At 45.9% G+C, this 26,053-nt stretch carries 20 protein-coding genes; 1 reads left to right on the top strand and 19 read right to left on the bottom strand.

Annotated features, from left to right (window positions below; translation table 11 throughout):
* Window positions 1-22: 22 nt before the first annotated feature.
* The 16 genes from BAZ21_RS15025 to BAZ21_RS14950 form a co-directional block, all read right to left on the bottom strand.
* Window positions 23-1,426, bottom strand: a complete 1,404-nt coding sequence (locus BAZ21_RS15025; protein ID WP_068502170.1) for a UDP-N-acetylmuramoyl-tripeptide--D-alanyl-D-alanine ligase — start codon at window positions 1,424-1,426, stop codon at window positions 23-25.
* Window positions 1,426-2,913 carry a UDP-N-acetylmuramoyl-L-alanyl-D-glutamate--2,6-diaminopimelate ligase gene (locus BAZ21_RS15020; protein ID WP_068502167.1) on the bottom strand — a complete coding sequence of 496 codons (1,488 nt, stop codon included), beginning with the start codon at window positions 2,911-2,913 and terminating at the stop codon, window positions 1,426-1,428. The genes BAZ21_RS15025 and BAZ21_RS15020 overlap by 1 nt, the downstream gene beginning before the upstream one ends.
* A 55-nt stretch (window positions 2,914-2,968) precedes the next feature.
* On the bottom strand, window positions 2,969-4,885 hold the full coding sequence (locus BAZ21_RS15015; protein WP_068502164.1) for a stage V sporulation protein D: 1,917 nt from the start codon (window positions 4,883-4,885) through the stop codon (window positions 2,969-2,971).
* Window positions 4,886-4,968: 83 nt separating this feature from the next.
* A complete protein-coding gene (locus BAZ21_RS15010) occupies window positions 4,969-7,341 on the bottom strand; it encodes a penicillin-binding transpeptidase domain-containing protein (RefSeq protein ID WP_068502161.1) in 2,373 nt (790 codons plus the stop codon).
* A 59-nt stretch (window positions 7,342-7,400) separates the two neighbouring features.
* A complete protein-coding gene (locus BAZ21_RS15005; protein WP_068502157.1) occupies window positions 7,401-7,781 on the bottom strand; it encodes a hypothetical protein in 381 nt (126 codons plus the stop codon).
* 23 nt (window positions 7,782-7,804) lie between these two features.
* Complete coding sequence (gene rsmH / locus BAZ21_RS15000; protein WP_068502155.1) at window positions 7,805-8,755, bottom strand: 16S rRNA (cytosine(1402)-N(4))-methyltransferase RsmH; 951 nt, start codon at window positions 8,753-8,755, stop codon at window positions 7,805-7,807.
* Between the two features lie 17 nt (window positions 8,756-8,772).
* On the bottom strand, window positions 8,773-9,210 hold the full coding sequence (gene mraZ, locus BAZ21_RS14995; protein WP_007431201.1) for a division/cell wall cluster transcriptional repressor MraZ: 438 nt from the start codon (window positions 9,208-9,210) through the stop codon (window positions 8,773-8,775).
* A gap of 335 nt (window positions 9,211-9,545) precedes the next feature.
* Window positions 9,546-10,811 carry an adenosylhomocysteinase gene (locus BAZ21_RS14990; RefSeq protein ID WP_068502152.1) on the bottom strand — a complete coding sequence of 422 codons (1,266 nt, stop codon included), beginning with the start codon at window positions 10,809-10,811 and terminating at the stop codon, window positions 9,546-9,548.
* Between the two features lie 79 nt (window positions 10,812-10,890).
* On the bottom strand, window positions 10,891-12,522 hold the full coding sequence (bshC, locus tag BAZ21_RS14985) for a bacillithiol biosynthesis cysteine-adding enzyme BshC (protein WP_068502150.1): 1,632 nt from the start codon (window positions 12,520-12,522) through the stop codon (window positions 10,891-10,893).
* A 122-nt stretch (window positions 12,523-12,644) separates the two neighbouring features.
* Window positions 12,645-13,583: an ABC transporter ATP-binding protein gene (locus BAZ21_RS14980; protein ID WP_068502148.1), complete on the bottom strand. Its 939-nt coding sequence runs from the start codon at window positions 13,581-13,583 to the stop codon at window positions 12,645-12,647.
* An 11-nt stretch (window positions 13,584-13,594) separates the two neighbouring features.
* Window positions 13,595-14,545 carry an ABC transporter permease gene (locus tag BAZ21_RS14975; protein ID WP_068502145.1) on the bottom strand — a complete coding sequence of 317 codons (951 nt, stop codon included), beginning with the start codon at window positions 14,543-14,545 and terminating at the stop codon, window positions 13,595-13,597.
* Between the two features lie 4 nt (window positions 14,546-14,549).
* Window positions 14,550-15,482 carry an ABC transporter permease gene (locus BAZ21_RS14970; RefSeq protein ID WP_068502142.1) on the bottom strand — a complete coding sequence of 311 codons (933 nt, stop codon included), beginning with the start codon at window positions 15,480-15,482 and terminating at the stop codon, window positions 14,550-14,552.
* A 195-nt stretch (window positions 15,483-15,677) separates the two neighbouring features.
* Window positions 15,678-17,381, bottom strand: a complete 1,704-nt coding sequence (locus BAZ21_RS14965) for a peptide ABC transporter substrate-binding protein (protein ID WP_068502139.1) — start codon at window positions 17,379-17,381, stop codon at window positions 15,678-15,680.
* A 153-nt stretch (window positions 17,382-17,534) separates the two neighbouring features.
* On the bottom strand, window positions 17,535-17,924 hold the full coding sequence (locus tag BAZ21_RS14960) for a DUF3397 domain-containing protein (RefSeq protein ID WP_068502136.1): 390 nt from the start codon (window positions 17,922-17,924) through the stop codon (window positions 17,535-17,537).
* A gap of 4 nt (window positions 17,925-17,928) precedes the next feature.
* A complete protein-coding gene (locus BAZ21_RS14955; protein WP_068502133.1) occupies window positions 17,929-18,888 on the bottom strand; it encodes a ketopantoate reductase family protein in 960 nt (319 codons plus the stop codon).
* 126 nt (window positions 18,889-19,014) lie between these two features.
* Window positions 19,015-19,665 (bottom strand): RsfA family transcriptional regulator, encoded by a 651-nt coding sequence (locus BAZ21_RS14950; RefSeq protein WP_068502130.1) that lies wholly within the window; start codon window positions 19,663-19,665, stop codon window positions 19,015-19,017.
* 296 nt (window positions 19,666-19,961) lie between these two features.
* On the opposite strand from BAZ21_RS14950, the gene BAZ21_RS14945 reads away from it, so the two are divergent.
* Window positions 19,962-21,059, top strand: a complete 1,098-nt coding sequence (locus BAZ21_RS14945) for a coiled-coil domain-containing protein (RefSeq protein ID WP_068502127.1) — start codon at window positions 19,962-19,964, stop codon at window positions 21,057-21,059.
* Between the two features lie 99 nt (window positions 21,060-21,158).
* Here BAZ21_RS14945 and BAZ21_RS14940 read toward each other — a convergent pair whose 3' ends face one another.
* The 3 genes from BAZ21_RS14940 to typA all read right to left on the bottom strand — a co-directional run bounded on the left by BAZ21_RS14940 (window position 21,159) and on the right by typA (window position 25,887).
* Window positions 21,159-22,490: a PhoH family protein gene (locus BAZ21_RS14940; protein WP_068502123.1), complete on the bottom strand. Its 1,332-nt coding sequence runs from the start codon at window positions 22,488-22,490 to the stop codon at window positions 21,159-21,161.
* Window positions 22,491-22,866: 376 nt separating this feature from the next.
* A complete protein-coding gene (locus tag BAZ21_RS14935; RefSeq protein WP_068502120.1) occupies window positions 22,867-23,928 on the bottom strand; it encodes an LCP family protein in 1,062 nt (353 codons plus the stop codon).
* A gap of 117 nt (window positions 23,929-24,045) precedes the next feature.
* Window positions 24,046-25,887 carry a translational GTPase TypA gene (typA, locus tag BAZ21_RS14930; RefSeq protein ID WP_068502114.1) on the bottom strand — a complete coding sequence of 614 codons (1,842 nt, stop codon included), beginning with the start codon at window positions 25,885-25,887 and terminating at the stop codon, window positions 24,046-24,048.
* Window positions 25,888-26,053 lie beyond the last annotated feature (166 nt).

Genomic DNA, 26,053 nt, shown 5'->3' with positions numbered 1-26,053 from the left:
GGGAGTCTTCCTCTCGTCAACATCAGTTCTGTAGCGGACCGTTTTTCAGCGCATCCACAATTTCTTCCAATCGCATCCCTCTGGATGCCTTAACCAGCACAATATCATTAGCATGGAGATAAGTCCGCAAATGCTGGATCAGCTTTTCCTTATCCGTATAAGCGTGTACGTGTTCAGTTGGCATTAGCCCTAGAGCTCCCTGTGCAATAGCCATCCCTAGCTCACCGTAGGTAAACAGTTCCTCTACGTCATGCTTAACTGCAAAAAGCCCGATTTCCTCATGGAATTGCTTTTCCTCCGATCCCAGCTCCAGCATATCACCAAGCACGGCAATTTTACGTCCGTCCGTTTTGTACCCGGATAACGTCTGTAGTGCAGCCTTCATTGAAGCAGGACTGGCGTTATAGGCATCATTTAGCACAGTAAGTCCGTCAGAGCATCTCACAACCTCAATGCGCATGCCTGTCAGTTTCAAAGACGACAGCCCTTTGCGTATATGATCTGCATCGACATTGAAATGACGCGCTACCGCCAGCGCTGCCAACCCGTTCACAATATTGTGCTGTCCAAGCAAGGGAAGTCGGAAAGCCTCTTTGCCGGATTGGGCTGTTGTGAATAAGTTACCTTCTCCATCCGAAGTGATTGCTGTTGGATAATCATCATTGTTCTTGGATATCCCGAACGTAAACCATTTTAAACCTTCAGGCTTGACCGTTGCAGGCTCCGCCAGCACTTGTGGCAATAGTGGTTCATCACCGTTGTAGATCAGCAAGCCACCGGGCTTGAGGCCACTGGCGATTTCCAGCTTTGCACGAGCGATTTCCGCACGGGAACCGAGCTGGAGCAAGTGTGATTCGCCTATGTTCGTAATGACTGCAACATCCGGCTTTGCAATATTAGTTAGCAGGCGAATCTCGCCGCGTCCGCTCATACCCATCTCAAGAACAAGAATATCTGTATCCTGCGGCATGGACAGTACCGTTAAAGGCAAACCGATATGATTGTTATAATTTCCTTCGGTTTTGTGTACTTTAAAAGTCGTGCCCAGCAGAGCCGTCACGATGTCTTTTGTCGTCGTCTTGCCGTTGCTTCCTGTGATTCCGACGACTGAAACGCCAGTTTCACGCAAATATGCAGCTGCTAGCTTCTGGAGAGCTTCTAATGTATCCTCTACTTCAATGGCGTTTCCCGCCGGAGGCGCTCCGTGATCCTTTTGCCATAAAAAAGCAGCTGCACCTGCCTCGCTCATGATCTGCTGCACATAATTATGTCCGTCAAATCGCTCGCCGGAAAGTGGAACGAACAGTCCTTGGCTTTGCGGCTTGCGTGAATCTGTAAAAACGCCCTCAACCATCCGTTCAGCGTCCGCTTCAATGTGAAGCGTTCCCCCGCTCATGGAGGCAATTTGACCGATTGTTCTTTTCATCACTTGGATAAACCCCTTATCGCTTCTTTGGCTACGATGCGGTCATCAAATTCATGCACCGTTTTTCCGATCAGCTGGTAGGTCTCATGACCTTTTCCCGCAATCAATACTACATCGTCAGGGCTTGCCATTTCAATAGCTTTATGAATAGCAGCTCTGCGATCTACGATCAGCTCGTATCGTTCTGCGGCTATCCCTTCGTCAATCAGCCCCTGCTCGATGTCTTTTAAAATAACTTCCGGGTCCTCTGTTCGGGGGTTGTCGGAAGTAATAAATGAATGATCGCTGTATCGCGCGGCAATCTTTCCCATCAAGGGACGTTTGGTACGGTCCCGGTCTCCGCCGCATCCAAATACACACCATATTTTACCGACCGCAAATTCCTTAACCGTGCGAAGAACATTTTCCAATCCGTCCGGAGTATGGGCGTAATCTACAATCACAGCAAATGGCTGACCCGCATCTACAGGCTCTACCCGCCCGTCTACGCCTGCTATAGACTCCAGACTGTGCTTAATATCGGCCAGCGAGATCCCTTCCAGTAAAGCAGCCGTGATGGCTGCTAATGCGTTGTACACGTTGAACTTGCCTACCATTCGAAGCTCAATATCGGTATCCCCTTTAAAAGTGGACACATGGAAGGAGGTTCCCTTCGCGCTAATCGTGATACGGGATGCCTGCACATCGGATTCCTTTTCCACGCCGTATGTAATGACTTGGGCCGCAGTTTGGGCCTGAAAGTAGGAAGAGGCCGGATCATCCGCATTCAGAACAGCATATTTACTATCCGTCGCATCCCGCGAGAAGGCATTTCCCAATCTGGAAAACAAAAGTCCTTTGGCAGCACGGTACTCCTCCATCGTGTTGTGATAATCCAGGTGATCCTGCGTCAGGTTTGTAAATATTGCAGTACGAAAATCAGTTCCTTTGACGCGTCCCTGCTCCAATGCATGGGAGGATACCTCCATGACACAGCATTGAACACCTTGCTCTGCCATATTTCCGAGATAACGTTGTAGCTCTACCGCTTCGGGCGTGGTGCCTGACATAGGGTAAGACTGACCACCATAACGCATTTGAATCGTACCGATCAGTCCGGTATTTACTCTGGCATCATTCATGATTTTTTCAATTAGATAAGTGATCGTGGTTTTGCCATTTGTTCCGGTGATGCCGATCATGCGCAATCGGCGGCTCGGTGAATCAAACATATAATCCGACAAAACCGCCATAGCATAACGAGCGTCCTTAACCACAAGCTGTGGAACAGGCACATCCAGCTCCCGTTCTACAACTAAGGCTGCCGCACCGGACGCAATTGCCTGCACGGCATAGTCATGTCCGTCCACTGTAAAACCGGGCAAGCACAGAAACAAGTCCCCCTGCTCCACCCGACGTGAATCCGCCCCGATTCCTCGGCAATCCACTGTACCGTCCCCCACAATGCGGGAGACGGCCAGCAGTGAAGCCAATTGTTGAAGCTCCATCTTTCATTCCTCCATTGCTCTCTCGTTATTCATAGTATGGTATAAAAAAAACCTATCAATCCCCCATATAAATACGGATCGTTGATCCTCGTTCCAATCTGGAGCCCGGCTTCGGTGCCTGACTGACAACCGTCTTGCCTGACCCGGATTTTACAAGCATAAAGTTCATATTCATATCTTCGTACAAATCAGCCACGCCGGCACCTACCAAATCCGGGACCGTATCAATTCGAGTTTCCCCGTACTTGTACTCCTTGGCAATCTGATTGGTGCGAGGTGGTATTTTCAGAGCAAGCAGCGAATCCCGCAAAATATTTTGCACGATTGGCGCAGCGACTACCCCTCCGAATTGAACACCTTTCGGGTTATCAACAGCAGTGTAAACCACAATCTGCGGGTCATCCGCGGGAGCAAAGCCGATAAAAGATACAATATGCTCTGAAGAAGAATAATGTCCATTAATGACCTTCTGCGCTGTACCCGTTTTACCGCCCACCCGGTAGCCCTCAATAAAAGCAGGACGACCTGTGCCTTTAGCAACGACGCTCTCCAGCGCCTCCCTCACCTGTCGGGAGGTATCCTCTGAAACAACCCTTCGTACCAGCTCCGGTTCTACTTTTTCCAGCACCTTGCCTGTTCCCGGCTGAATCCAGGCTTTTGTAATGTGAGGCTTATAAAGGTTGCCACCATTAATTGCAGCAGATACCGCCGTCACCTGCTGGATCGGAGTGACCGAAACCCCTTGACCAAAGGCGGTTGTCGCCAGTTCTACAGGCCCCACCTGAGGAAGTTTGAACAAAATTCCATTTCCCTCACCAATCATGTCGATGCCCGTTTTGCTGCCGAAGCCGAAATTGCGAATGTACTTGAACAGTGCTTCTTTGCCTAAGCGCTGCCCAAGCGTTACAAAACCGGGGTTGCAAGAATTCTCCACCACTTGAAGAAAGGTCTCGCTGCCATGACCGCCTTTTTTCCAACAGCGCAGGCGCGCCCCACCGACTTCAATATATCCCGGATCAAAAAAACGGTCATTTTTAAGATCCACTTTCTTTTCTTCCAGCGCTGCGGCCAATGTAATAATTTTAAACGTAGAACCAGGTTCGTAGGTCATCCAGATCGGCAAATTCCGATTGTAAATTTCAGGCGCATATTGCTTGTATAGCGCTGGCTCATAGCTTGGTCGTCCAGCCATGCCCAGTATCTCACCCGTCTTGGGATTCATGGCAATAGATAATGCTGAGTTGGCCTGAAATTTGACCATAGCTTGGTCAAGCTCTCGTTCCATAATGGACTGCACAGACTTGTCAATGGTCAATTGTAAATTCAGACCATCCTTCGGTTCAATGTACTTTTCAGAAGATCCGGGCATCAGCCGTCCACCTGCATCGGATAAATATGCAATGCTCCCATCAATACCCCGAAGCTTGCTGTTTTGCTGCTTCTCTACGCCTGTCAGCCCTTGATTATCAATTCCCGTAAATCCGAGAATATGAGCCGCCAGATCGCCATAGGGATAATAACGTTTGTTGTCCTCAGCAACAACGATACCCGGCAGCTTCAAATCACGAATTTGCTGCGCTTTCTCCATCGTAATTTTCCGTCCGCCGGGCTGAAGTTTTTGGCTTGCAGTTCGTTTGGTAATGAGCTTAAGCATTTTATCCTCACTCATATCCAGCAAGGGCGCCAGCTTCCGTGCCGTTTCTTCCGGCTGCTTAATCTGTACGGGTATCGCCATAACTGTCGGCGAACTAACATTATAGGTCAATGCTGTACCCTGCCGGTCCAAAATTTCGCCACGCTTGGCGGCAAAAGGAATATTGCGGCGCCACGAATCCTCAGCCTTGGCCGAGAGCTCGCCTCCTTTACCCAATTGAACATAGGCGAGCCGGATCGACAAGGCCGTGAACAGTACAAACAATCCCAGCAGCCCCCACACCAGCCTGCGCCGCATGATCACGTTAGATTTTTTCAAACGCGCTCCCCTCCGTTCCTCCAAATACTCATGACATGTCTTACCTCATGAATATTCAAAAAAACGGACGTTAGAACAAGCTATCAATTATCCTCGCCTTTAATAGCGGCAGCACTTTTTTCATCTGCTATAGCTGAGATTCCTCCACTCGGAGACCTGACGCTTGTGCCTGCATTCGCAGTAGTATCGGTGCCGGTGTCGGTTTTTGTATCGGTTTTGAGATTGGTACCCGTCTTCGCTGCACTGCCTGACTGATTTGTAGCCACACCTGTGGCCTGATCCGGCGTGTCCTCCGGTTTCACTCCGGTTACGGTTTCCTTGGCTGGCTGGAGCTTCACACTGACAGTCCGCTTGCCATTCACCATTTGTGCCTTTTGAGAGACAACGTAACCCTCTCCACTCACCTGGACACCAACCTTCATAAGCGTCAAAACTTGAAGTGTGTCACGCAATGAAACACCTGTAAAGTCAGGGATGGTCATGTTGGCACTATCCTCGGTCAGCAAATAAATGCGTTGTCCCGATTTCATTTTGACGCCTGCCTCAGGATATTGGCGAACGATTTTGGAGCCTTTACCTACTGTTTCATAGGCAATCCCCTGTTTGAGCAATGCGTTTTGTGCATCCTTTTTCACCTGACCGGTTAATTGTGGTACCGTGGGCAGGTCCACCGTTTTCACAGCAGAGCCATCTGTCTTATTCGCCTTGGTTCCTGTTTTGGGAACTCCCATATATTGCAGTGACTGGGACACGATTTTTTTAAATACAGGCGCCGCTGCCGTACCACCGCCTACCGATTTGTTAGGTTCGTCCATGACGACCAATACGGCTATTTTCGGATCATTTACCGGTGCAAATCCAATAAAGGACACGACATCCTTCGAATGGTCGTATACTTTGCCGACGACTTTCGTCGCCGTACCTGTTTTACCAGCAACACGATATCCGTCAATATAGGCAAGGCGTCCTGTACCAATTTCCTGGTCCGACACAACCTGCTCCAGATAGCTGCTTGTCTGGACTGCCGATTCCTTCGAAATCACCTGACGGACTTCCTTAGGTTGAATCGTCTGCACTTCGCCCGTATCCGGATTCACAATTTCCTTCACCAGATGAGGCACCATTAGCTTACCCCCATTAGCAATGGCCGAAATCGCAGCTACCTGCTGGATAGGTGTCACCTGAACACGTCCGTGTCCAAAGGAAGCCGTTGCAACTTCGGATTTGTATTGGGTATGGAATGTGATAGCTCCAGCAGACTCACTCGGAAGATCAATCCCTGTTTTTACACCAAATCCAAAGTTATTAATATAATTTTTCAGTTTTTCGCCACCCAGCTTGTCCAGCCCTAGATGGACGAAACCGACGTTACTTGAACGCTTGACACCTTGAAGATAGGTTAACGTTCCCCAGTTACGGCTCACGTCGCGAATATCCCAGCCTCCGACCCTAACGATACCAGACCGGTAGGTTTCATTCGGATTAAATACCTTTTCCTGAACCGCAGCAGCCAAGGTTACAATCTTAAACGTAGAACCCGGCTCGTAGATAGACTGAGTAGCGTTATTACGAAAAGATTCCAATGGTGCACTCCCATATGTATTGGGATTAAAATTGGGATAACTCGCCATCCCGAGAACATCCATCGTTTGGGGATCTGCCGCTACAACAGTCATCGTTTTCGGATTGTATTTTGCAATAGCTTCCTGCATGGCGTTCTCTATATAATACTGAATCGTATCATCAATCGTCAGCTTTAAATTTTTTCCATTTTGTGCCGGCTCATAGATACTTTCCGATCCCTGAAGAGGAACACCCTTCAGATCCCGCTGATAAAGAAGCTTGCCAGCCGTACCCGAAAGCTCTTTATTATAATAAGCCTCCAGCCCCATACCTGCTGTTCCATCTTTTCGTTGATAGCCAAGAACATGAGAAGCCAGTTTATTTTCGGGATAATAGCGTTTGGACTCCTGAGCCGTGTCCACCGCCCCAACCACTTCATACTTATCCTTCAAATATTTTTTGAACGTATCCACCTGTACCTTGACCTCGGGATCTGCCTTCCAGCCACCATTACGGATCTCGCGATTTACTAAGTAGTTCCCCTTACTGTCCTTGGCCGAAAGATGTCTTCTCAACTCATCCTCAGGTGTTTTAAGTAACTGATGCAGTTTGGCTACAACCTCGTTTTCCAAGTCGTATTCCTGAATGATACTCGGGTTGACCACTACCGTATAAGCAGGTGCATCCGTAGCCAGTACGTTTCCTTTACGGTCCGTAATCGTTCCACGCTTGGGCAGAATCACCTGATCTTTTTCCACCTGTGCAACTACCTGTTTATGCCAATATTCCCCGCTTACGACCTGAATCCAAAATACCTTTAGCAGCAGAACAAGAAAAAAGAGGGTAATACATCCCCCTATCAGCAGTGTGCGAAGCTTTATTCTCTTGACCATAGCTCAAACCTCTCTGCAAAAAATGTACATTAGAGCATAGCTTGATGCTATGCTCTTACCTATTTGGCAGTCTGCTTTTCTACACGAATGGGCTCTTTTGTTGGCTCGATATATCCCTGCTGCTTTGCAGTTGGCGCAATCTGATTCTCGAGCCTCTCTTTTTGAATCTTCAGTTGGGCGATATTGGTCTGTAATTTGGAGATGTCCTTGCTGGCCGTATTAATCGCATAATTAATTTGATAAATATGAGCGTACCTGCCAATCAACATACCAGCAATGACTATGCACGCTACAAGTGTCAACAGATACAGCAGCTTTTCCCGAATCGGCAGCTCTCTGCGGCGTGTAACGACTTTGGTGGTCTCACGATACCGTTGTTGTTGAACCTGTTCCTGACGGGCTCTTTCTTTTACAGCCAAATTACCCCGTGTATAAGCCATGTCGCCTCTCCTTCTCATTAAATTTACAATTTCTCGGCAACTCTCAGCTTGGCCGACCGGGACCGTGGATTAAGCTCCAATTCCTGCTCTGATGCCACAATCGGCTTACGATTCACCAGCTTTAGATCGCCTACCATTTTGTCATCCAAAATAGGCAAATCAGACGGATAGATGCTTTTCGCCAAATACTCCTTGAAAATATGTTTGCATATCCGATCCTCCAAGGAATGAAACGTAATAACCGAAATTCTGCCCCCTGGAGCCAGACATTTTATAGCCTGATGCAAAGTATCTTCCAGTGCACCCAGCTCATCATTCACAGCAATCCGCAAAGCCTGAAAGCTGCGTTTAGCCGGATGTCCCCCGGTTCTGCGTGCCGCAGCCGGAATTCCTTCTTTGATAATATCGACAAGTTCCCCCGTTGTGTGAATAGGCTTGTTCATTCGACGTTCAATCATGATCTTCGCGATCCGTCGTGAAAACTTCTCTTCTCCGTATTGAAACAGGATACGTGCAATCTCCGCTTCCGGCCATTCATTGACAATTTCGTAGGCCGTAAGCGAGCTACTCTGATCCATCCGCATGTCAAGCGGTGCATCATGATTATAGCTGAATCCCCGTTCCCCCTCATCGAACTGGGGCGAGGATACACCCAGATCGAACAAAATGCCTTGGACCTGCGGGACGCCGTCTTTTTCGGGCAATCCCAGTTCGGCCAGCTTGTCCTGCAGGTGGCGGAAGTTGGATTTCACTAATGAAATCTTTCCTTGATAGGCCGACAACTTCTCACGCGCATTGTCCAATGCCCAATCGTCCTGATCAAAGGCGATGAGCCTTCCCTCAGGGCCGAGCTGTGACGCAATGACGGAACTGTGTCCTGCCCCTCCCAGCGTGCAGTCCACATAGATCCCGTCCTGCCTGATGTTCAGTGCCTGTGTTGCTTCTTCCTTGAGTACGGTAATGTGGTGAAACAAACGACTGACCTCCTAAATTACAATTCAAAGTTGAAATCAACCAATTTCTCAGCAATGTCGTTAAATGCTTCTTCTGATTGGCTGAAATATTGTTCCCAAGTGTGCTTGCTCCAAATCTCTACCCGAGTGGACACTCCCAATACGACGCACTCTTTAGTGAGCTTGGCGTATTCGCACAAATTTCCCGGTAAATTTACCCTGCCCTGTTTGTCCAATTCGCATTCAGTCGCTCCCGAGAAAAAAAATCGGGTAAACGCCCGTGCATCAGCTTTCATCAGAGGCAGTGCCTTCAATTTTTTCTCCATGACAGCCCACTCATCCATGGGATACACGAAGAGGCATTGGTCCAGCCCGCGGGTAACTACGAACGAGGCACCGAGAAGTTCACGAAATTTGGCCGGAACTGTAAGCCGACCCTTCTCATCAATGCTATGTTGGAACTCCCCCATAAACATTGGTTTCGTCACCCCTTACCCCATTCTCCCACTTTGGCCCACTTTCCACCACCTAAGCATAATAGATTCGCTTTAAAAAATCAAAGACCTCTTTTTCATTACCAAAAAGTGATAAACGGCAAATCGATACGATTGTGTCTGTTATTGTAACCCTCCGTCACAAGATGCCAAAAAGCCCTTTACTCCATGAAGCCGAACCCCCGACAATATGCATCAGGTTTCGAAACAACATGAAATAAAGGGCTTAATCTCCAATCCGGATGTCAACCTATACAAGCATCTGGTTTAAAAACCGAATGCCTTCGCAGTCAGCATTGTGACTGGAAATACTCCGGTTACGCGTTCCAGCTGTCCAGGTAGATCTTTTGTTCTTCTGTTAAAGCATCGATCTTGATTCCCAGGCTATCGAGCTTGAAGCGGGCTACTTGCTCATCAATTTCATAAGGCACATTTATAACAGCTTTGCCCAGTTCGTTATAACGATCATTCACATATTTCAAGCCAAGCGCCTGAAGCGCAAATGTTGTATCCATAATCTCAGCAGGGTGACCATCCGCAGCAGCCAAATTCACGAGACGTCCCTCTGCCAGCAGGTACATTTTACGCCCGTCTTTAAAGCGATACTCCTCAATGTTGCGACGGACCGTGCGAATGGACTCGGAGCGTTTGGCAAGCTCAGGCTTACTAACCTCCACATCAAAATGTCCTGCGTTGCACAGCACAGCCCCATCCTTCATAACATCAAAGTGCTCCCCGGTAATTACAGCTTTATTTCCAGTTACTGTAATGAAGAAATCACCCAGTTTAGCCGCTTCTACCATCGGCAATACATGGAAACCATCCATATGGGCTTCTACTGCCTTGATTGGATCAACTTCAGTTACAACAACATTGGCTCCTAAGCCTTTTGCTCGCATTGCAACCCCTTTGCCACACCAGCCATAGCCTACTACAACGACCGTACTTCCTGCCACAACCAGGTTCGTTGTACGAATAATGCCGTCGAAAGCTGACTGTCCTGTACCGTAGCGGTTGTCGAACAAATATTTGCAGTATGCATCATTCACGGCCACCATTGGAAAGTGAAGCTGCCCTTCTTTTTCCAATGCCTTTAAACGAATAATCCCTGTAGTGGTCTCTTCCGCTCCCCCACGGATGGTAGAAATCAGATCAGGCCGTTCGGATTGCAACAGAGTTACAAGATCACCACCATCATCAATGATGAGATCCGGCTTCGTTTCCAGCGCCTTAATTTGCAAATTTTTGAACTCTTCCGGATCCGGATTGTATTTAGCCAAGACTGTAATCCCATCTTCAACCAATGCCGCGCAAACATCATCTTGTGTGGACAATGGATTACTACCGGTAATCGTGACCTGCGCCCCACCTGCCTGTACTACTTTAGCCAAATAAGCTGTTTTAGCCTCCAGATGCAGACAGATGGTTACCTTCAGACCTGCAAAAGGCTGCTCCCGCTCGAACTGTTGACGTATCCGGTTCAATACCGGCATGTGGGCTTCCACCCAATCAATTTTCAGATGACCTTCAGGGGCCAGTTTAAGATCGTGAACAATGCTGTTTTGCAGAGAATGGGAAGTCATTATGTTGTTTCCTCCTTAATATGGGTTGAATCTGCTAACACGGTAAAATCAATGCACTACACAAAAAATCTTACATAAATTACACATAAATTACACGGTGCGTACCCGTCAGATCCGTTGGTATGTTCATAATCATATCAATTAAACCAAGACCGTGACGGTTTAGAAAATGATAGATCGTGTACACCCGCTCCTGCGGCTGACCAAATGGAAAAAGCGACCACTCAATACGATCCCACTGGCGAAGTGCTGTTTCATTTTGCCTAAGGAGCGCTTCCTGAACTTTTGTCTCCAGATAAGCGATCTGCAACAGAATCTTTTTGCTGTTGGTTTCTCCGATCGGAAGCAACCCTTTTTCAATCAAACCTGCCTGCTGTACAAGCGGCTCGTATAGACGGGCAAAAGCTTCTTTCACCCCGGAAAACTGATCCTGAATTCCAAGCTGATCTTGGGCTGCAAGCCATTGTTTCTTCGACTCCTCAAGGCCGTCCCTAACCTGTCCAAAGCTTAATTCGTGCTTAAGCATATACTTTTCTACACCCGGCTCTACCAGCGTAAAGGACATTCGGGGCAGCAGTATCGGCATCTGCATCTTCAGAACCCCGAAGGCGTCCCGGGTAATCGCCCAATAGGCAATTTCTCCTAGACCTAGCACAGATGCAAGTACCGGAAACAATGAATCCTGCATGAGAGGACGGGTTAGTACATTGTTACTAAAACGTTCCGGATGTATATCTATCTCCCTAAGCAGTTCTTCCTGTGTAAAAGTTACCATGCCGCGCCGATCCGTAAATAGTCCGCCTTGCTTGAAAAGCAGCAAACGTTCATCTTCATGGATATAAAAAAGATTCGCGCCATCTTCGTGTACATCCGCTTGTAAATGATAGCCGTAATCCACGATTCGCGCAGCAGCCGTCCGGTATGCCTGCTCCAGCTCATCATTGTGCTGAACCAACCGACGAAAAACAGATGCTTCCAGCTTGCGCAGCGAAGGATCTGCTGAATCCAGCAGCACTAATCCATAGTCGCCAAATAAAAGGCCCAGCAGCTTGGCAAAGGCCTCACTTAGTCCATATGAATCTGTCAGACCATGCTCAATCATACGCAAAATATCAGCCTTGTGCTCTGAATCAGGCAAGCTTTGTTCTATATCTGCCATTGCCTGCTCCCACTCTACAGCATCCACTTTAATGGCACTAACCGAAGAACGGCGTTCAGGCTGCTTTTTCAGCTTGATTTTGACTGCTTGCGGGTCACTCGCCAGTACGTATGTATGATTGACCTCGTCCCAGTCATGATCTTCACCAGCAATCCAAAAGACGGGAATGACCGGACGTCCAAGCCTCTCCTCTGCTTCCCTGGCCGCCTGAATGATGGTGACCGCTTTGTAAATGACCAACATCGGACCTGTGAACAGCCCACTCTGTTGTCCGCCAGCTACTACTAAAGCATCTGGACTTTCCAGACGATCCAATGAAGCCCGAACTGCCTCATACGAATTGTATTGCTCATTGTATATGCGAAGACATGCTACGACTTCCTTACGGCTTAATCGCAGATGCTCCGTCTCATCCAGCCACTTCGCCCGTTGGGCATATGCATCGGCATGCAGAACATCGTACTCATACAAATCGCGCGCGCGCCCTGTACCCTTAGTATAATCTTCTGCCAAAGCCGACCCTCCGCGAAGGGTTTCAGGGATAATTCTCATGGGTCTGCCTCCTGTCTCCACCAAAAGCTTACTGCTTGATTGTACCGAAAGCCCCTCTCCGCGTCAAAGCTTCCTACAAAAAAAACCGCCGAGTAACTCGGCGGTTCGTGTGTAGAGCAGGATCAAGCGTAAGGCTCAGCCACAAAATGCCCTTTGGACACTTCGATCAGTGTAGCATTTTCCAGGTTATAAGCCCCTGCCTTATTATCGGACGCATCATGAATTGGACCGCCTTGATCGTCAGGCATAATAATTCGTTTTTTGTTAGCTTCGACTTCCGGATCAGGAAGTGGAATCGCCGACAAAAGCATTTTCGTATATGGATGGATCGGGTTGGCATACAATTCAGAACTTTCAGCAAGCTCAACCATTCTGCCTCTATACATTACAGCTACCCGATCACTGATGTGCTTGACCATCGACAGATCATGCGCAATAAACAGGTATGTCAGACCCAAACGTTCTTGAAGCTCCTTTAACAGGTTGACAACCTGAGCCTGAATGGACACGTCAAGAGCTGAAATCGGCTCATCACAAATAATGAATTTAGGATTAACTGCCAACGCGCGGGCAATACCGATCCGTTGACGCTGCCCACCGGAAAACTCATGCGGATAGCGGGTTGCATGGTCCGGGTTCAAACCAACCAGATCCAGCAACTCTTCAATCCGTTTTTTACGTTCAGCACGGCTACCCGCCATATTATGAATATCTAACGCCTCACCGATGATATCAGAAACCGTAAAACGCGGGTTCAATGATGCATATGGATCTTGAAAGATCATTTGCATATCACGACGCATGGCCTTCATTTTACTCGGTGATAATTTGTAAATATCTGTACCGTTAAAACGTACGCTACCTGCTGTAGGTTCATATAAACGCAAAATGGTACGACCCGCTGTAGATTTACCACAACCGGATTCACCTACCATCCCAAGTGTTTCACCCTCGCGAATATAGAAATTCAGGTTATCCACCGCTTTGAGCACACGGTTTTTGCCAACATTAAAATACTTTTTAAGACCTTCTACCTCAATTAAATTGTTGCTACTCACCATGATTTCACCTCCTATTTCTTCAGCTTCGGATCAAGCGCATCACGCAGCCCATCGCCGAAAAGGTTAAACGCAAGCATAATCAAACTGATCAAACCTGCCGGGAAAAGCATACGCCATGGATAGTACATCCATCCTGTCAGAGCTGATTCAATCATTGAACCCAGTGATGCCTGAGGAGCCTGTACCCCTAATCCAAGGAAGCTCAGGAACGCCTCGGAGAAAATTGCAGTTGGAACGCTTAAAGTCAAAGTAACGATGATCGGGCCAACAGCATTTGGCAACAAATGGCGGAACAGCAGACGGCCTGCTCCAGCCCCCATAGAACGGGAAGCAAGTACAAATTCCCGGTTTTTGAGTTGCAGCATCTCACCGCGCACAATCCATGACATATTGATCCAGCCGGTTACACAAAGTGCGATAATAATGGTGGTAATACTTGGCTCCAGTACAACGAGCAGCAGGATTGTAACCAGCAAATAAGGAATGGAATACAAAATTTCAGAAAATTTATTCATGATTTCATCAACGCGGCCACCAAAGTAACCCATGATTCCACCATAAATAACACCAATTAGCAAATCAATCATTGCTGCAGCCAGACCGATCGTCAAGGAAATTCGTGCCCCCATCGCTGTACGGACAAACATGTCACGGCCAAGGTCATCCGTTCCGAACCAGTGTTCCGCAGATGGTGGGAGATTCGTGCTCAGCAAATCATTAGAATAGTAGTTATAGGGTGACAATTTCGGACCAATCAGAGAAAAAAGCACGATTAGCACCAGCACAATCAAGCTAGCCATAGCCACCTTATTTTTACGAAGCCGTTCCCAAGCATCACGCCAAGCGGATAAGCTTTCACGCTGAATAACTTCAGACTGCTTTTCATCCGCTCCGATTCTCTTAAAGTCTTCAGGTTTCACCTGAAGCTTATCCAAGTTCACAGCATTATCTTTCACAGACATAAAGTTATCCCTCCTTTCCGCCAGTAAGCTTAATCCGTGGATCAATAAATCCATATGCAATATCTGTAATAAAACGCGCTACCATCAATAAGATACCGTAAAAAATAGTTACGCCCATAATCATGGTATAATCACGGGTTGTAATACTATCAACAAATACCTTACCAATGCCGCCAATTCCGAAAATCCGTTCAATAACCACAGAACCAGTAATGATATTTGCAGTCATTGGACCTACATAGGTAACGACCGGTAAGATAGCATTCCGCACCACATGTTTAAACATAATCGTAATAGGCTGCAAACCTTTAGCCTTGGCAGTCTTAATGTAGTCTGCATGGAGCACTTCCAGCATGCTGGAGCGTGTCAATCTAGCGATAAACGCAATCGGTTGAGCTGACAACGCAGCGACAGGCAGGACATAATCCAGTGGACCTTCAAATCCCATAACATTGAACCAGCCCAAATTCTGCGCGAAATAATACTGAATTAGAGACGCCAAGACAAAGCTGGGAACTGCAATCCCCATAATCGCCAAGATCATTGCAATGTTATCAATGAGCCTGCGATGGTACAGCGCCGCTAGCATACCTAGCAAAATACCGACAATAATCGACACGATAATAGCTACAAAACCTAATTTAAGCGAAACCGTGAAAGTTTGCCCGATAATGTCAGTTACACTTTGATTCAGCTTTTTCATGGAAATACCAAAATCACCTGAAGCAATATCACCTAAGTATTTAAAATATTGGACATATACAGGCTTATCCAGCCCATATTGCTCCATTAACCGGGCTTGAATCTCAGGAGAAGTCGCTTTTTCACTCATGAAGGGGTTACCTGGAATTGCTTTCATGAGAAAAAACGTCGCAGAGATCAGAATGAACAAAGATAGCAGCATGTAGAAAAATTTACTGATCAAATAACGCGTCATTGCCCGTTTACACCCCCCATAAATTTTTTTCGACACCATTCGATTTTATCGAAATAGAATTGGACAGCCCAATCTACTTATTTGCATGGTTACATGTTGATGGAAAAGACTAGGACACAAAAAAAACGGGATATATATGGTTCAATCCACATATATATCCCGAAGTAACTATCAAACTTCAGAATTAAGCTTCAGTTACTGTGTAATATACGCTCTTGTGAAATCAATTGCTCCACTAAAGTCAAGCGCGATGTCTTTTACATTCGGTTTCGTTAAAGAAACATTTGAATAGTAGTAGATCGGAAGCATTACCATATCATCTTGAACCAGAATTTTCTCTGCTTTCGCAAAATCTTCCATACGTTTAGCTGGATCCGTTTCTGTTTTAGCTGCTTGAATCAAAGCATCGTATGCAGGGTTAGCGTAACCCGAATTGTTGTTGCCGTTACCTGTTGTCCACATATCCAGGAATGTCATCGGATCATTGTAGTCAGCAGACCAACCGCCACGAGCAATTTGGTAATTCAATTTGTTACGTGTTTGAATAAATACGCCCCACTCTTGGTTTTGGGTTTTGATGTCCACACCAAGATTTTTCTTCCACATATCAGCGACTGCCAAAGCAACCTTTTGGTGACTTTCACTTGAGTTATACAGCAAGGTTACCGGAGGAAGTGTAGTTACCCCTTCTTCTTTCATACCTTCTTGAAGCAATTTTTTCGCTTCAGTGAAGTCTTCTTTGAAGTAATCATCTTTATGTTCAGTACGGAATTCCTGAGAAACTCCTTTGATACCTGGAGGTACAAAGCCATAGGCAGGAATTTGACCGCCCAATGTTACTCTTTCAACAATTGGTTGGCGTTGAATAGCCATCGCAAACGCTTTACGGATTTTAACATTATTAAACGGTTTTTCAGTTACATTAAACAGGTAGTAATACGTACTAGCAATCCCTTTAGCCGCAAATTCATTTGGCAGTTCTTTTTTCACAGCCGGAATTTGGTCTGTAGGAATTTCACCGTTTGGCAAACCTGCATAATCAAGTTGTCCACTTCTGTAAGAAGCCAGCTCTGTTGCACCGCTGTTTACCAGGGACATCGTAATTTTGCTCAGTTTGATTTGGTCTTTACCCCAATAGTTTTCACTCTTGGTGACTTCGATCTTTTGACCGCTGTCCCAAGTTGTTAATGTGTAAGGTCCATTAGTGATCATGCTATCTTTCTGAACAGCCCACTTGTCATTTCCTTTAATAGCAGGATTAACAGGGTAGTACGTATAGAAAGAAGTCAAACCAAGGAAGTAAGGAGTTGGGTTTTCCAGCTCTACTTGCAATGTATGGTCATCAACAGCTTTGACACCTACATCTTTAAAGTCTGTAATTTTAGTGCCTTTATAGGATTTCGAAGTGCTCAGGTTGTAGCCCTCAGCATTCTTGATATAGTACAATTGATAAGCATATGGAGGTGCAGGAGCCGTAGAAGGATCCAATACCCGTTGCCAAGCAAATACGAAGTCACTTGCTTTTACTGGGTCGCCATTGCTCCATTTTGCATTTTCACGAAGCTTGAACGTATAGGTTTTGCCGTCATCGGAAATTTTCCAAGATTCAGCTGCGCCAGGAATTTCTTTGCCATCAGGACCCATACGTACGAGACCTTCATACAAAGTTTTCAGAACCGTGTTAGTTTGACTATCCTGAGCTTGTGCCGGATCGAAGGTTGGTGGTTCGGAAAGAAGGTTAATGCGCAAAATTTGCTTGTCGGCCGGAGCCGGAGTAGTTGATGCGCTTTCTTGTGCGCCCTTACCATTGGTATCGTTCTTGGCGGAGCCACAACCTGCGAGCAGTGCGCCAACTGCAAGAACGAGTGTCAAAAGGACTAAAAAGCTTTTCCTTTTCATCTAGCGTTTTCCCCCTAGTTCTAAAGTGGTATATGTTTATAGATTATACAACCAGCGGTCAAAAAAATCTACATTACATTTCTTTAAATTGAGCTTTTTTTTCAAAAAAACATGATTAATTCATATTTTTTCAGCTTTTCATGTCACCTTATATCACATGGTATTGAATATATTCTTAAATATACCAGCAACAGTCAATAAAATATACGCCAATGTCATCGCTATAAAAGTTAATCTCCAGACCGCTCTACATAATCTTTTACCATCAACCTTGCCTTTTATTCGATTTTGGGCACCTCCAATTAAACCCAGCGCCAATAGTAAAAGAAGTAAAATCAAATAAAAACCGAAGCGGGATGTGAAAATGACATTAAAGAGTGCCGCGACAGAAAGAATCAGAAAAGCCGTGGTGATATCCATCGATGCAAGCAACGATTTTTTCTTTTCCATTTTAAGAATGTAGCGACAAACCACAAATACGATCAGAAAAGGAAAAAAGGGAAGAATACTGAATGTGCTAATCGTACCTTGTATAATACTCAACTGATCACCCCTCTTTTAGCCGCATGCCTTCAATTAATTGCCACAATACCTCATGAGTTGGTGCAGTAACCCCAGCCAGCTCTGCCATCTGCACCAGCTGCCCGTTAATGGAAGCAACTTCTGTCATAGACTGTGCGAGCACATCGGCCAGCATGGACGAATGGTTTTCTGCCGTTACCTGGCAAACATTCATAATTTGGTCCCACCAACTGCTGTCCCAGGGGATACCACGGGCTTCATATACTTGAATGCCTTCATCATACAGCTTGCGCATCATATGTAAACGAACAGGCTCTGAAAGCAGATCGCCGTTACGAATTCGCCATATCGCCGTCAGCGGATTAATAACGGCATTAATCAACAGCTTGCGATACATACCATTCTCGATTTCTTTCGACAAGCAGACGTCAAATCCTGCTGCAAGCAGCCGATTTAGCACGCATTCTTTAAAATTTCCAGCATACGCCTTCTCCCATTCCTCAAGCCAGCCAATTTCAGTAACACCCGCTCCGGCATGTACAATAGATGCAGCCCCCTGTCTCTTGGCTCCTTCGGTCGTCACGGCAGGGTATAACACACCTTCAGGCCAAACCTGTCTAATACGTTCGATATGTCCGATTCCGTTCTGAAAACAAACCATTTCTGGTTTTCTTTCCGTATTGGACACAGGAAGAATTTGTTCCAACACTTCCCTAATAGCCCCCTGCTTGGTCATTAAAAAAATCCATTGTGCGGGAGCATGTGAATTTAACCGCTGCCAATCCGCCAATGGAGCTACCTTTAATGTATCCCCAGGCACATGAACAGCGATCTCTCCCCCCTTGTCAAACACCGTAATTCCATCACAGGCAATGCTGCGTGCCTGTTCAAATGTTCGTGTCCACAATCTCACTTCAGTGCCTGTTGCCGCCAGTCTCCCGGCGAACAACAATCCCAGCGAACCCGCTCCAATAATATCAATCACGTTTGTATCGTCTCGCTTCCGTCTTTTTTTCTACTATATCATATGCACTCCAGAGAAATACAAAAAACGCCAACTACGGCAAAGCACGAGTTGACGTTTTATATGGTATTTGCTGATGTAATCTTGCTACTCAATGCGCTCCAGATTCCCATTGGCGTCCATTTTGAATCTGGATTTAAGCTCATCCTCATCCTCAGTAATTAAAGCCAAGCGCCGTGCTCGGTCCATAATCTGAATCAGGGCTTTATAATCATCATTTACGACACGATAGTCGGTTTGCACTTCGTTGACTTCCTTGGACAGCCGATCATTCATGGAACGGAGCTGATTCAATTCTTCTTCCTTTTCCCGCAAATCTTTTTCCAGCATCTTAATCTGTCGATTGGTTTCCTGCACAGTTCCTTTCCATTGACGCAAAAAGCGAATCACCGCATCAATGGATAACGTATCCTCATTCGTTCCATCCGCTCTGTATCCTCCTTCGACCGTATCAAGTGTGGCAAAGGCCGCCACCTGCGATACTCCCACTGGGCTCTGCTTGCGGATATAACTGCGTTTTTGACGCTGCGCTTTGGCAATGCTAATCGCTTCATCGTAGCGTTTGCGCACGCAGCTGTTCCAGCGGAAGCCGCATGCCGCGGAGGTTCTTCCAATTTTTTGTCCAACCTCCTCAAACGCAGCGAGCTGTGTACCGCCTTCCCGGATATGGCGCAATGTCACCTCCGCCAATATCAAATCATCTTCTGCACTCCATGCATCTTGTCTTATTGCAGTCATGCTTCTAGCCCTCCTAACAACATCCTGAAATAACCGTCTTCATGAACCGAGCTTGCCGGTATTTGAATAGGGTATAAAAGCTGTTTATTCATTCCTATGCCTCTCGTAGAGTTCATAGAATCTATTTGATACTAAATTGTATTTCCATTTCTGCAAGAACTCATACGTGAACACAAACAGTTTTGGGTTACAAGCATGCTCTGACTGCTGTACAATAAATGAATGGTTAAAGAATGAGAAAAGATCATATACATTATCATCAGTCTTTTTCGGTAATACATAAAAGGGGAAACCAAATGAAAAAACCAATAAAAATCATATGCTGTACCCTGCTGATCATCGCTATGACACTAACTTTGATGCTAACTTCAATGTATGTACGTCCTATTCTGGCTGCCCCTTCCCAAGAGGCAAACCAGATTTTACAAGATAGCCTGTCCATTATTGAAATAGACCATGAAATTGAGCGTATCAGCCAGGAACAAAAGACTCTTATACAGCATCAACAGGAATTACGAAGCAATCTTATCACACAGCAGGAGCAGATGACCTTGCAACGGAACCGTGCCGGGTCTGTGCTACGCTCTTATTATATGGGGGAAAGGGACAAGCTGCTCAGTGTAGTGCTGGGGGCTAAAAATCTAAAGCAGCTTCTCTCCTTGTACGATTACTACCTGTTGTTAATCAGTCACGACCAGGATGTTCTTCAGGAATACGAATCCAATGTTCAGACTATGCGAAAAACAGAGCAACAAGTCACTCAGGCCTCGCTGGAATTGGAAAAGGTCAAAACAAACTTACTGGAGCAGCGTAAACGCATTGTCATGCTTCAGTCGCGTGTAAACGAAGGTGTTAGCGCCAGTAAAGACCCGGATACTCTCCGCAAGCTGATCAGTGAGCTGACTGCTTACTGGGAGAATGTAGGCGTCTATGAGCTAAATAGGCACTTTAAAGCACTGGCGCAGGCTATGCAGGATTTACCTCAATTTATTCAACAACAGCAAGGAGCTATGATTACGAACGGCAAAACCATTACGATAAACATTCGTGAGGAAGATTTTAACCGGTTTTTAAAATCTGAAAATGAATTGTTCAATCACTTCAACTTTTCTTTCAAGCAGGACCGTATTGTGGTAGAAGGCCAACAGGGAACGATGAAATTGATGGTAGAAGGGCACTACACCGTAGAGAACGAACCACAAAATGCAATTTTATTTCATGTGGATCGTCTAGTATTTAACGGGCTGGAACTGCCGGATACGACCCGTAACAAGCTGGAAAATGATTTTGATCTGGGCTTTTATCCACAGCAGCTCATTTCGTATGTTAAAGCCACAGAAGTACACACCTCAGCGGGAACACTTGAGGTTAAGCTCGAATTAAGCCTGAAATAAGCTTTTGCTCACCTTTCATTAATTCTGCATTTTTCGTGAACAAAACAAGAGACCCCGGGATTCCCGAGGTCTTTAATATTTGTAAAAACGATATGAATCTTACAGCAGATCGGCAGCCAGTTGTGCGAGCTTGGAGCGTTCTCCTTTTTCCAACATAATATGCCCGCTAATCCCTTCCTGCTTGAACCGTTCCACCACATAGGTCAAGCCGTTGCTGGCAGCATCCAGATACGGGTGGTCAATCTGCTCCGGATCGCCCATCAAAATGATCTTGCTCCCCTCACCCACTCGGGACACAATCGTCTTGATTTCATGGCGCGATAGATTCTGAGCCTCATCGACAATAATAAATTGTCCTGGTATCGAACGCCCGCGAATATAAGTGAGCGCCTCCACCTGAATGCTGCCCAAGCCCATCAAAATTTTATCAATATCGCCTGATTTTTTGGCGTCAAACAGGTACTCCAGATTATCGTAGATCGGTTGCATCCACGGGCGAAGCTTTTCCTCCTTTTCTCCTGGTAAATATCCGATATCCTTGCCCATAGGAACAACAGGCCTGGCAATCAGCAATTTCTTGAAACGATGCTCATCCTCTACCTTAAGCAAACCTGCTGCCAACGCCAGCAGCGTTTTGCCTGTGCCCGCTTTTCCGGTAATCGTCACAAGCGGAATATCGTCATTCAGTAAAAGCTCCAATGCCATCCGCTGTTGAGCATTACGCGCACTGATTCCCCACACCGATTCGTTACTTAAATACAGAGGCTCCAATCGCTCTGCATCCTGGTTCACTTTCAGCAAAGCTGATTTTCCAGTCCCCATTTGATCTTTCAGAATCACAAATTCATGCGGATACAGCATATAGGGCAAATTCAGTGATCTGATTGATAAAAAACGATTGGAGTAAAATTCATCTATGATGGACGGATGCACCTGGATTGCTAAATACCCGGGGTATAGCTCGCTTGGATCACCTGTTCTATCGGATAAATAATCTTCGGTCAGCAGTCCCAATACATCTGCCTTGATTCTGACCAGTACATCTTTACTGACCAACACGACCGAACGCGGTTCAGGCTGCTCCTGCTCTTCCAGATGATAGTTCAAGGCGACTGCCAAAATCCGATTATCGTTAGAAACCTCCCCAAACATCTCCTGAACTTTCAAAAAACTCCGATGGTTTAACTCAACCTTAAGGCTCCCACCTTGGGGAAGCGGAACACCACTATGCAGATGACCTACTTCTCTCAACCCGTCCAACAATCGTGATACATTGCGGGCATTGCGTCCAATCTCATCCGCGTTGCGTTTTTTGGAGTCGATTTCTTCCAGAACAACAGCTGGAATAACAACCTCATGTTCTTTGAAGGTAAAAATGGCTTTCGGATCATGCAGCAGCACATTCGTATCCAGCACAAAAATTTTCTTCATTAAAATCCCCTCCAAAGCGGCGTGGACAATCTCGTGTTTCATATCTATCCTATTCACAGGTTCCCCAATACTTGCTGATTCCCTTAAAAAAGACCTCCTCATGAGCATGAAGCAGCGAAAATTTTGTAGCTCAACATAGCCTAAGAGCCTGTACACCTTAGGAAGACACAAAAGGCCCAGTGATCATTCACTGGACCTAACTTTTTTCTCTCATTTCCATACAGAAACAATAGACGATATTTGATTCCAAACCGTTGCACATATCCAAACGATATACTTGACGCACTACAAATTCAGACATACTTCAACCCCCTTATGTCATATAAGTGCTTTTACTCGCTGCGAGTATAACATAAGAGGGAAGAAATATACATACTCAGGAATTGGAAGAAGTTGCAGTACTATCGCTTGCTTTTTTTGCCAATTCCTCTTGGAGCGCCTGTTTGGCTGCATCGAGCTGTTGCTCATCAATATATACATAAGGACTACGCCATGTTCCCGCTACCGGATTGTACTTCACATTTTGCTTGGAAATATTCCAATAGGTTTGTACAATATTTTTCATTTGCTGTGACTCGATATCAGTCATCATATTTTTATCAACTGATTTAATAATTGCGCTAAACTTGGTCAAAGCGTTAAAGGATTGCATTTGGTCAATTAGGGAATGAAGCACCTGGTTTTGTCGACGGTTGCGATCAAAATCGTCAGATTCAGCCGTTCTCGGACGACAATTCGATTTGCGGTAACGCACAAAATCAAGAGCCTGATCACCATTCAAATGCTTGGCTCCTGCCGTCAGATTAATATCGGTACCATCTGCACGGTCACGATAACACATGTTTTTATCAACCGTAACATCTACGCCACCCAAATTATCCACAACATCTCTAAAGCCCTGGAAGTTAATAACCGTTACATAATCAATATTAATGTTTAAATATTTGCCGATCATCTTCTTCATTTGCTCTTCAGCGACCTCACCAGATTCCTTCTCTCTGGCTTTAAATACCGGATAATACTCATTCAGCTTGCGCGGTTTATATCCATCCATTTCCAGACGTGTATCGCGCGGCAAGGATACGATGGTAGACGATTTAGTATTGGGATTCAATGTGGCTACCATAATAACATCTGACAGATAAGTCGGATGATCAGGACGGTAATCGGTTCCGAGCAATAAAATGGTCAAAGGCTTAGCTTCAGCCAATTCCGCTTGAGGAACTTCCTTGTTGATCCCTGTATCCAAAACTTCCTCTACCTGATTATAAATATAGTAGGTATAACCACCTGCTGCCAATATACCTATAATGAGCAAAAACAAAACAAACTTCATAAACGATCTGAAAAAGCTTTTTTTCTTTTTCGTTTTTTTCTGTTTGGTGGATTTTTTCCCGCTATGTGTCCGGGGAGGCAATCCGTTTGAAAGATTACTCATAATTCAACACCTTTTCCTGCGTTTTGAGAAAGACTCCGAGTTTATAATCTAAAAACACATACAGCGGCGCATCCCATTCCGGGCGTCGCCGCTGTGGCCAAAGACCAAATCAATTAATTACGCATTTGCTTGTGCTGTTTTACGTTGTTTCTCAGCACGCTCGCGCTCACCTTTGTTCAGGATCTTTTTACGCAAACGAATGGCATTAGGTGTAATTTCGCAATACTCATCATCATTCAGATATTCAAGCGCCTGCTCCAGAGAGAAGATAACAGGTGTTTTCAGTTTAACCGTATCGTCTTTTGTTGCAGAGCGAACGTTGGTCAATTGTTTTTCTTTACAAATGTTAACGACGATGTCGTTATCACGTGTGTGCTCCCCAACGATCATACCCTCATAGATTTCAGTACCTGGCTCCAGGAACAAAATACCGCGATCCTCTACGCCTAGCATACCATAAAATGTAGAGCTGCCATTTTCCGTTGACACGAGTACACCCTGATGACGTCCACCTACTTGACCGCCAACAAATGGGCCATAGCTGTCAAACGCATGGTTCATTACGCCGTAACCACGAGTCAAAGTCAGGAAGTTTGTAGTGTAACCGATCAAACCACGAGCAGGAATCAGGAATTCCAAGCGAACCTGTCCGGTACCGTTGTTAATCATGTTAACCATTTCAGCTTTACGGGAACCCAGGCTTTCCATAACTGCGCCCATGCTTTCTTCCGGAATATCGATGAGGAGACGCTCGATAGGTTCCATTTTCTTGCCATCAATTTCCTTAACGATAACTTCCGGTTTGGACACTTGAAGTTCATAACCTTCACGACGCATGTTTTCAATCAGGATACCCAGATGCAGCTCACCGCGTCCAGATACAATGAAAGCGTCCGGGCTGTCCGTTTCATCCACACGCAAGCTGACATCTGTTTCAAGCTCTTTTAGAAGACGCTCACGCAATTTACGGGATGTTACCCACTTACCATCGCGTCCTGCGAATGGGCTGTTGTTAACCAAGAAGGTCATTTGCAGTGTTGGCTCATCAATTTTCAGTACAGGCAAAGCTTCAGGATGACTCGGATCAGCAATGGTTTCACCGATGTTAATATCCTTAATTCCCGCAATCGCCACAATGTCACCAGCGCCCGCTTGATCGGTTTCAATGCGTTTCAGGCCTTGGAAACCAAACAATTTCTCAATACGTGCTGTTTTACTGCTGCCATCACGCTGAATAACAGTAACCGATTGTCCCTGCTTGATGATACCGCGGTTTACACGACCTACGGCAATCCGGCCCAGGTATTCGTTGTAGTCCATCAGAGTTACGAGGAATTGAAGAGGCTCATCTACTTTTTCAGTTGGAGCTGGAATATGCTCTACAACGGTTTCGTACAATGCTTGCATGTTATCGTCTTGTTTTTCAGCATCCAGACTGGAAGTTCCGTTCAGTGCCGAAGCGTACACAACAGGGAATTCCAATTGCTCATCATTCGCACCCAGCTCGATGAACAGATCCAGCACTTCGTCAATGACTTCTGCCGGGCGAGCTGCCGGACGGTCAATTTTGTTCACGACAACGATAGGCGTCAGATTTTGTTCCAGCGCTTTCCGCAATACGAATTTCGTTTGCGGCATGCAACCTTCATAAGCATCAACGACGAGCAAAACGCCGTCAACCATTTTCATAATCCGTTCCACTTCACCGCCAAAGTCGGCGTGTCCCGGTGTATCTACAATGTTAATCAGATAATCTTTGTAAGTGATAGCTGTATTTTTAGCCAAAATCGTAATACCGCGTTCACGCTCCAGATCGTTGGAGTCCATGGCGCGCTCCTGAACAGCCTCGTGTTCTCTAAAAGTTCCAGACTGTTGAAGCAGCTTGTCGACAAGCGTCGTTTTACCGTGGTCGACGTGGGCAATAATCGCAATATTCCGAATGTTCTCTCTTGCATGCATGGTTTGTATCCATATCCTTTCCGTATATCAAAATAGTGTCTCTATCCTGAAGTAATACTGATTCAAGGCTAACAATCGTTCTTCAGGCCCACTCCCTGCCAGCCTCCTATATGTTTTAGGCCTTATACAGACAGCTTCTCTCTCCGATTCGCGTGAAAACCTTAAA

Origin of the sequence: Paenibacillus kribbensis, from assembly GCF_001705305.1 — a bacterium.
Taxonomy (GTDB): domain Bacteria; phylum Bacillota; class Bacilli; order Paenibacillales; family Paenibacillaceae; genus Paenibacillus; species Paenibacillus kribbensis_B.
The sequence above is the reverse complement of the archived record's forward strand: the minus strand, read 5'-3'. Positions and strand labels throughout refer to the sequence as shown.

What these genes read in the sequence shown, in the direction of transcription:
- BAZ21_RS14975 (WP_068502145.1), bottom strand. Translation starts at nt 14,545, where the DNA reads ATGTCTGTGAAAGATAATGCTGTGAACTTGGATAAGCTTCAGGTGAAA.
- bshC (WP_068502150.1), bottom strand. Translation starts at nt 12,522, where the DNA reads ATGAGAATTATCCCTGAAACCCTTCGCGGAGGGTCGGCTTTGGCAGAA.
- BAZ21_RS15005 (WP_068502157.1), bottom strand. Translation starts at nt 7,781, where the DNA reads ATGGCTTATACACGGGGTAATTTGGCTGTAAAAGAAAGAGCCCGTCAG.
- BAZ21_RS15020 (WP_068502167.1), bottom strand. Translation starts at nt 2,913, where the DNA reads ATGGAGCTTCAACAATTGGCTTCACTGCTGGCCGTCTCCCGCATTGTG.
- typA (WP_068502114.1), bottom strand. Translation starts at nt 25,887, where the DNA reads ATGCATGCAAGAGAGAACATTCGGAATATTGCGATTATTGCCCACGTC.
- mraZ (WP_007431201.1), bottom strand. Translation starts at nt 9,210, where the DNA reads ATGTTTATGGGGGAGTTCCAACATAGCATTGATGAGAAGGGTCGGCTT.
- BAZ21_RS14945 (WP_068502127.1), top strand. Translation starts at nt 19,962, where the DNA reads ATGAAAAAACCAATAAAAATCATATGCTGTACCCTGCTGATCATCGCT.
- BAZ21_RS14935 (WP_068502120.1), bottom strand. Translation starts at nt 23,928, where the DNA reads ATGAGTAATCTTTCAAACGGATTGCCTCCCCGGACACATAGCGGGAAA.
- BAZ21_RS15010 (WP_068502161.1), bottom strand. Translation starts at nt 7,341, where the DNA reads ATGGTCAAGAGAATAAAGCTTCGCACACTGCTGATAGGGGGATGTATT.
- BAZ21_RS14965 (WP_068502139.1), bottom strand. Translation starts at nt 17,381, where the DNA reads ATGAAAAGGAAAAGCTTTTTAGTCCTTTTGACACTCGTTCTTGCAGTT.
- BAZ21_RS15025 (WP_068502170.1), bottom strand. Translation starts at nt 1,426, where the DNA reads ATGAAAAGAACAATCGGTCAAATTGCCTCCATGAGCGGGGGAACGCTT.
- BAZ21_RS14980 (WP_068502148.1), bottom strand. Translation starts at nt 13,583, where the DNA reads ATGGTGAGTAGCAACAATTTAATTGAGGTAGAAGGTCTTAAAAAGTAT.
- BAZ21_RS14990 (WP_068502152.1), bottom strand. Translation starts at nt 10,811, where the DNA reads ATGACTTCCCATTCTCTGCAAAACAGCATTGTTCACGATCTTAAACTG.
- BAZ21_RS14950 (WP_068502130.1), bottom strand. Translation starts at nt 19,665, where the DNA reads ATGACTGCAATAAGACAAGATGCATGGAGTGCAGAAGATGATTTGATA.
- BAZ21_RS14940 (WP_068502123.1), bottom strand. Translation starts at nt 22,490, where the DNA reads ATGAAGAAAATTTTTGTGCTGGATACGAATGTGCTGCTGCATGATCCG.
- BAZ21_RS14970 (WP_068502142.1), bottom strand. Translation starts at nt 15,482, where the DNA reads ATGACGCGTTATTTGATCAGTAAATTTTTCTACATGCTGCTATCTTTG.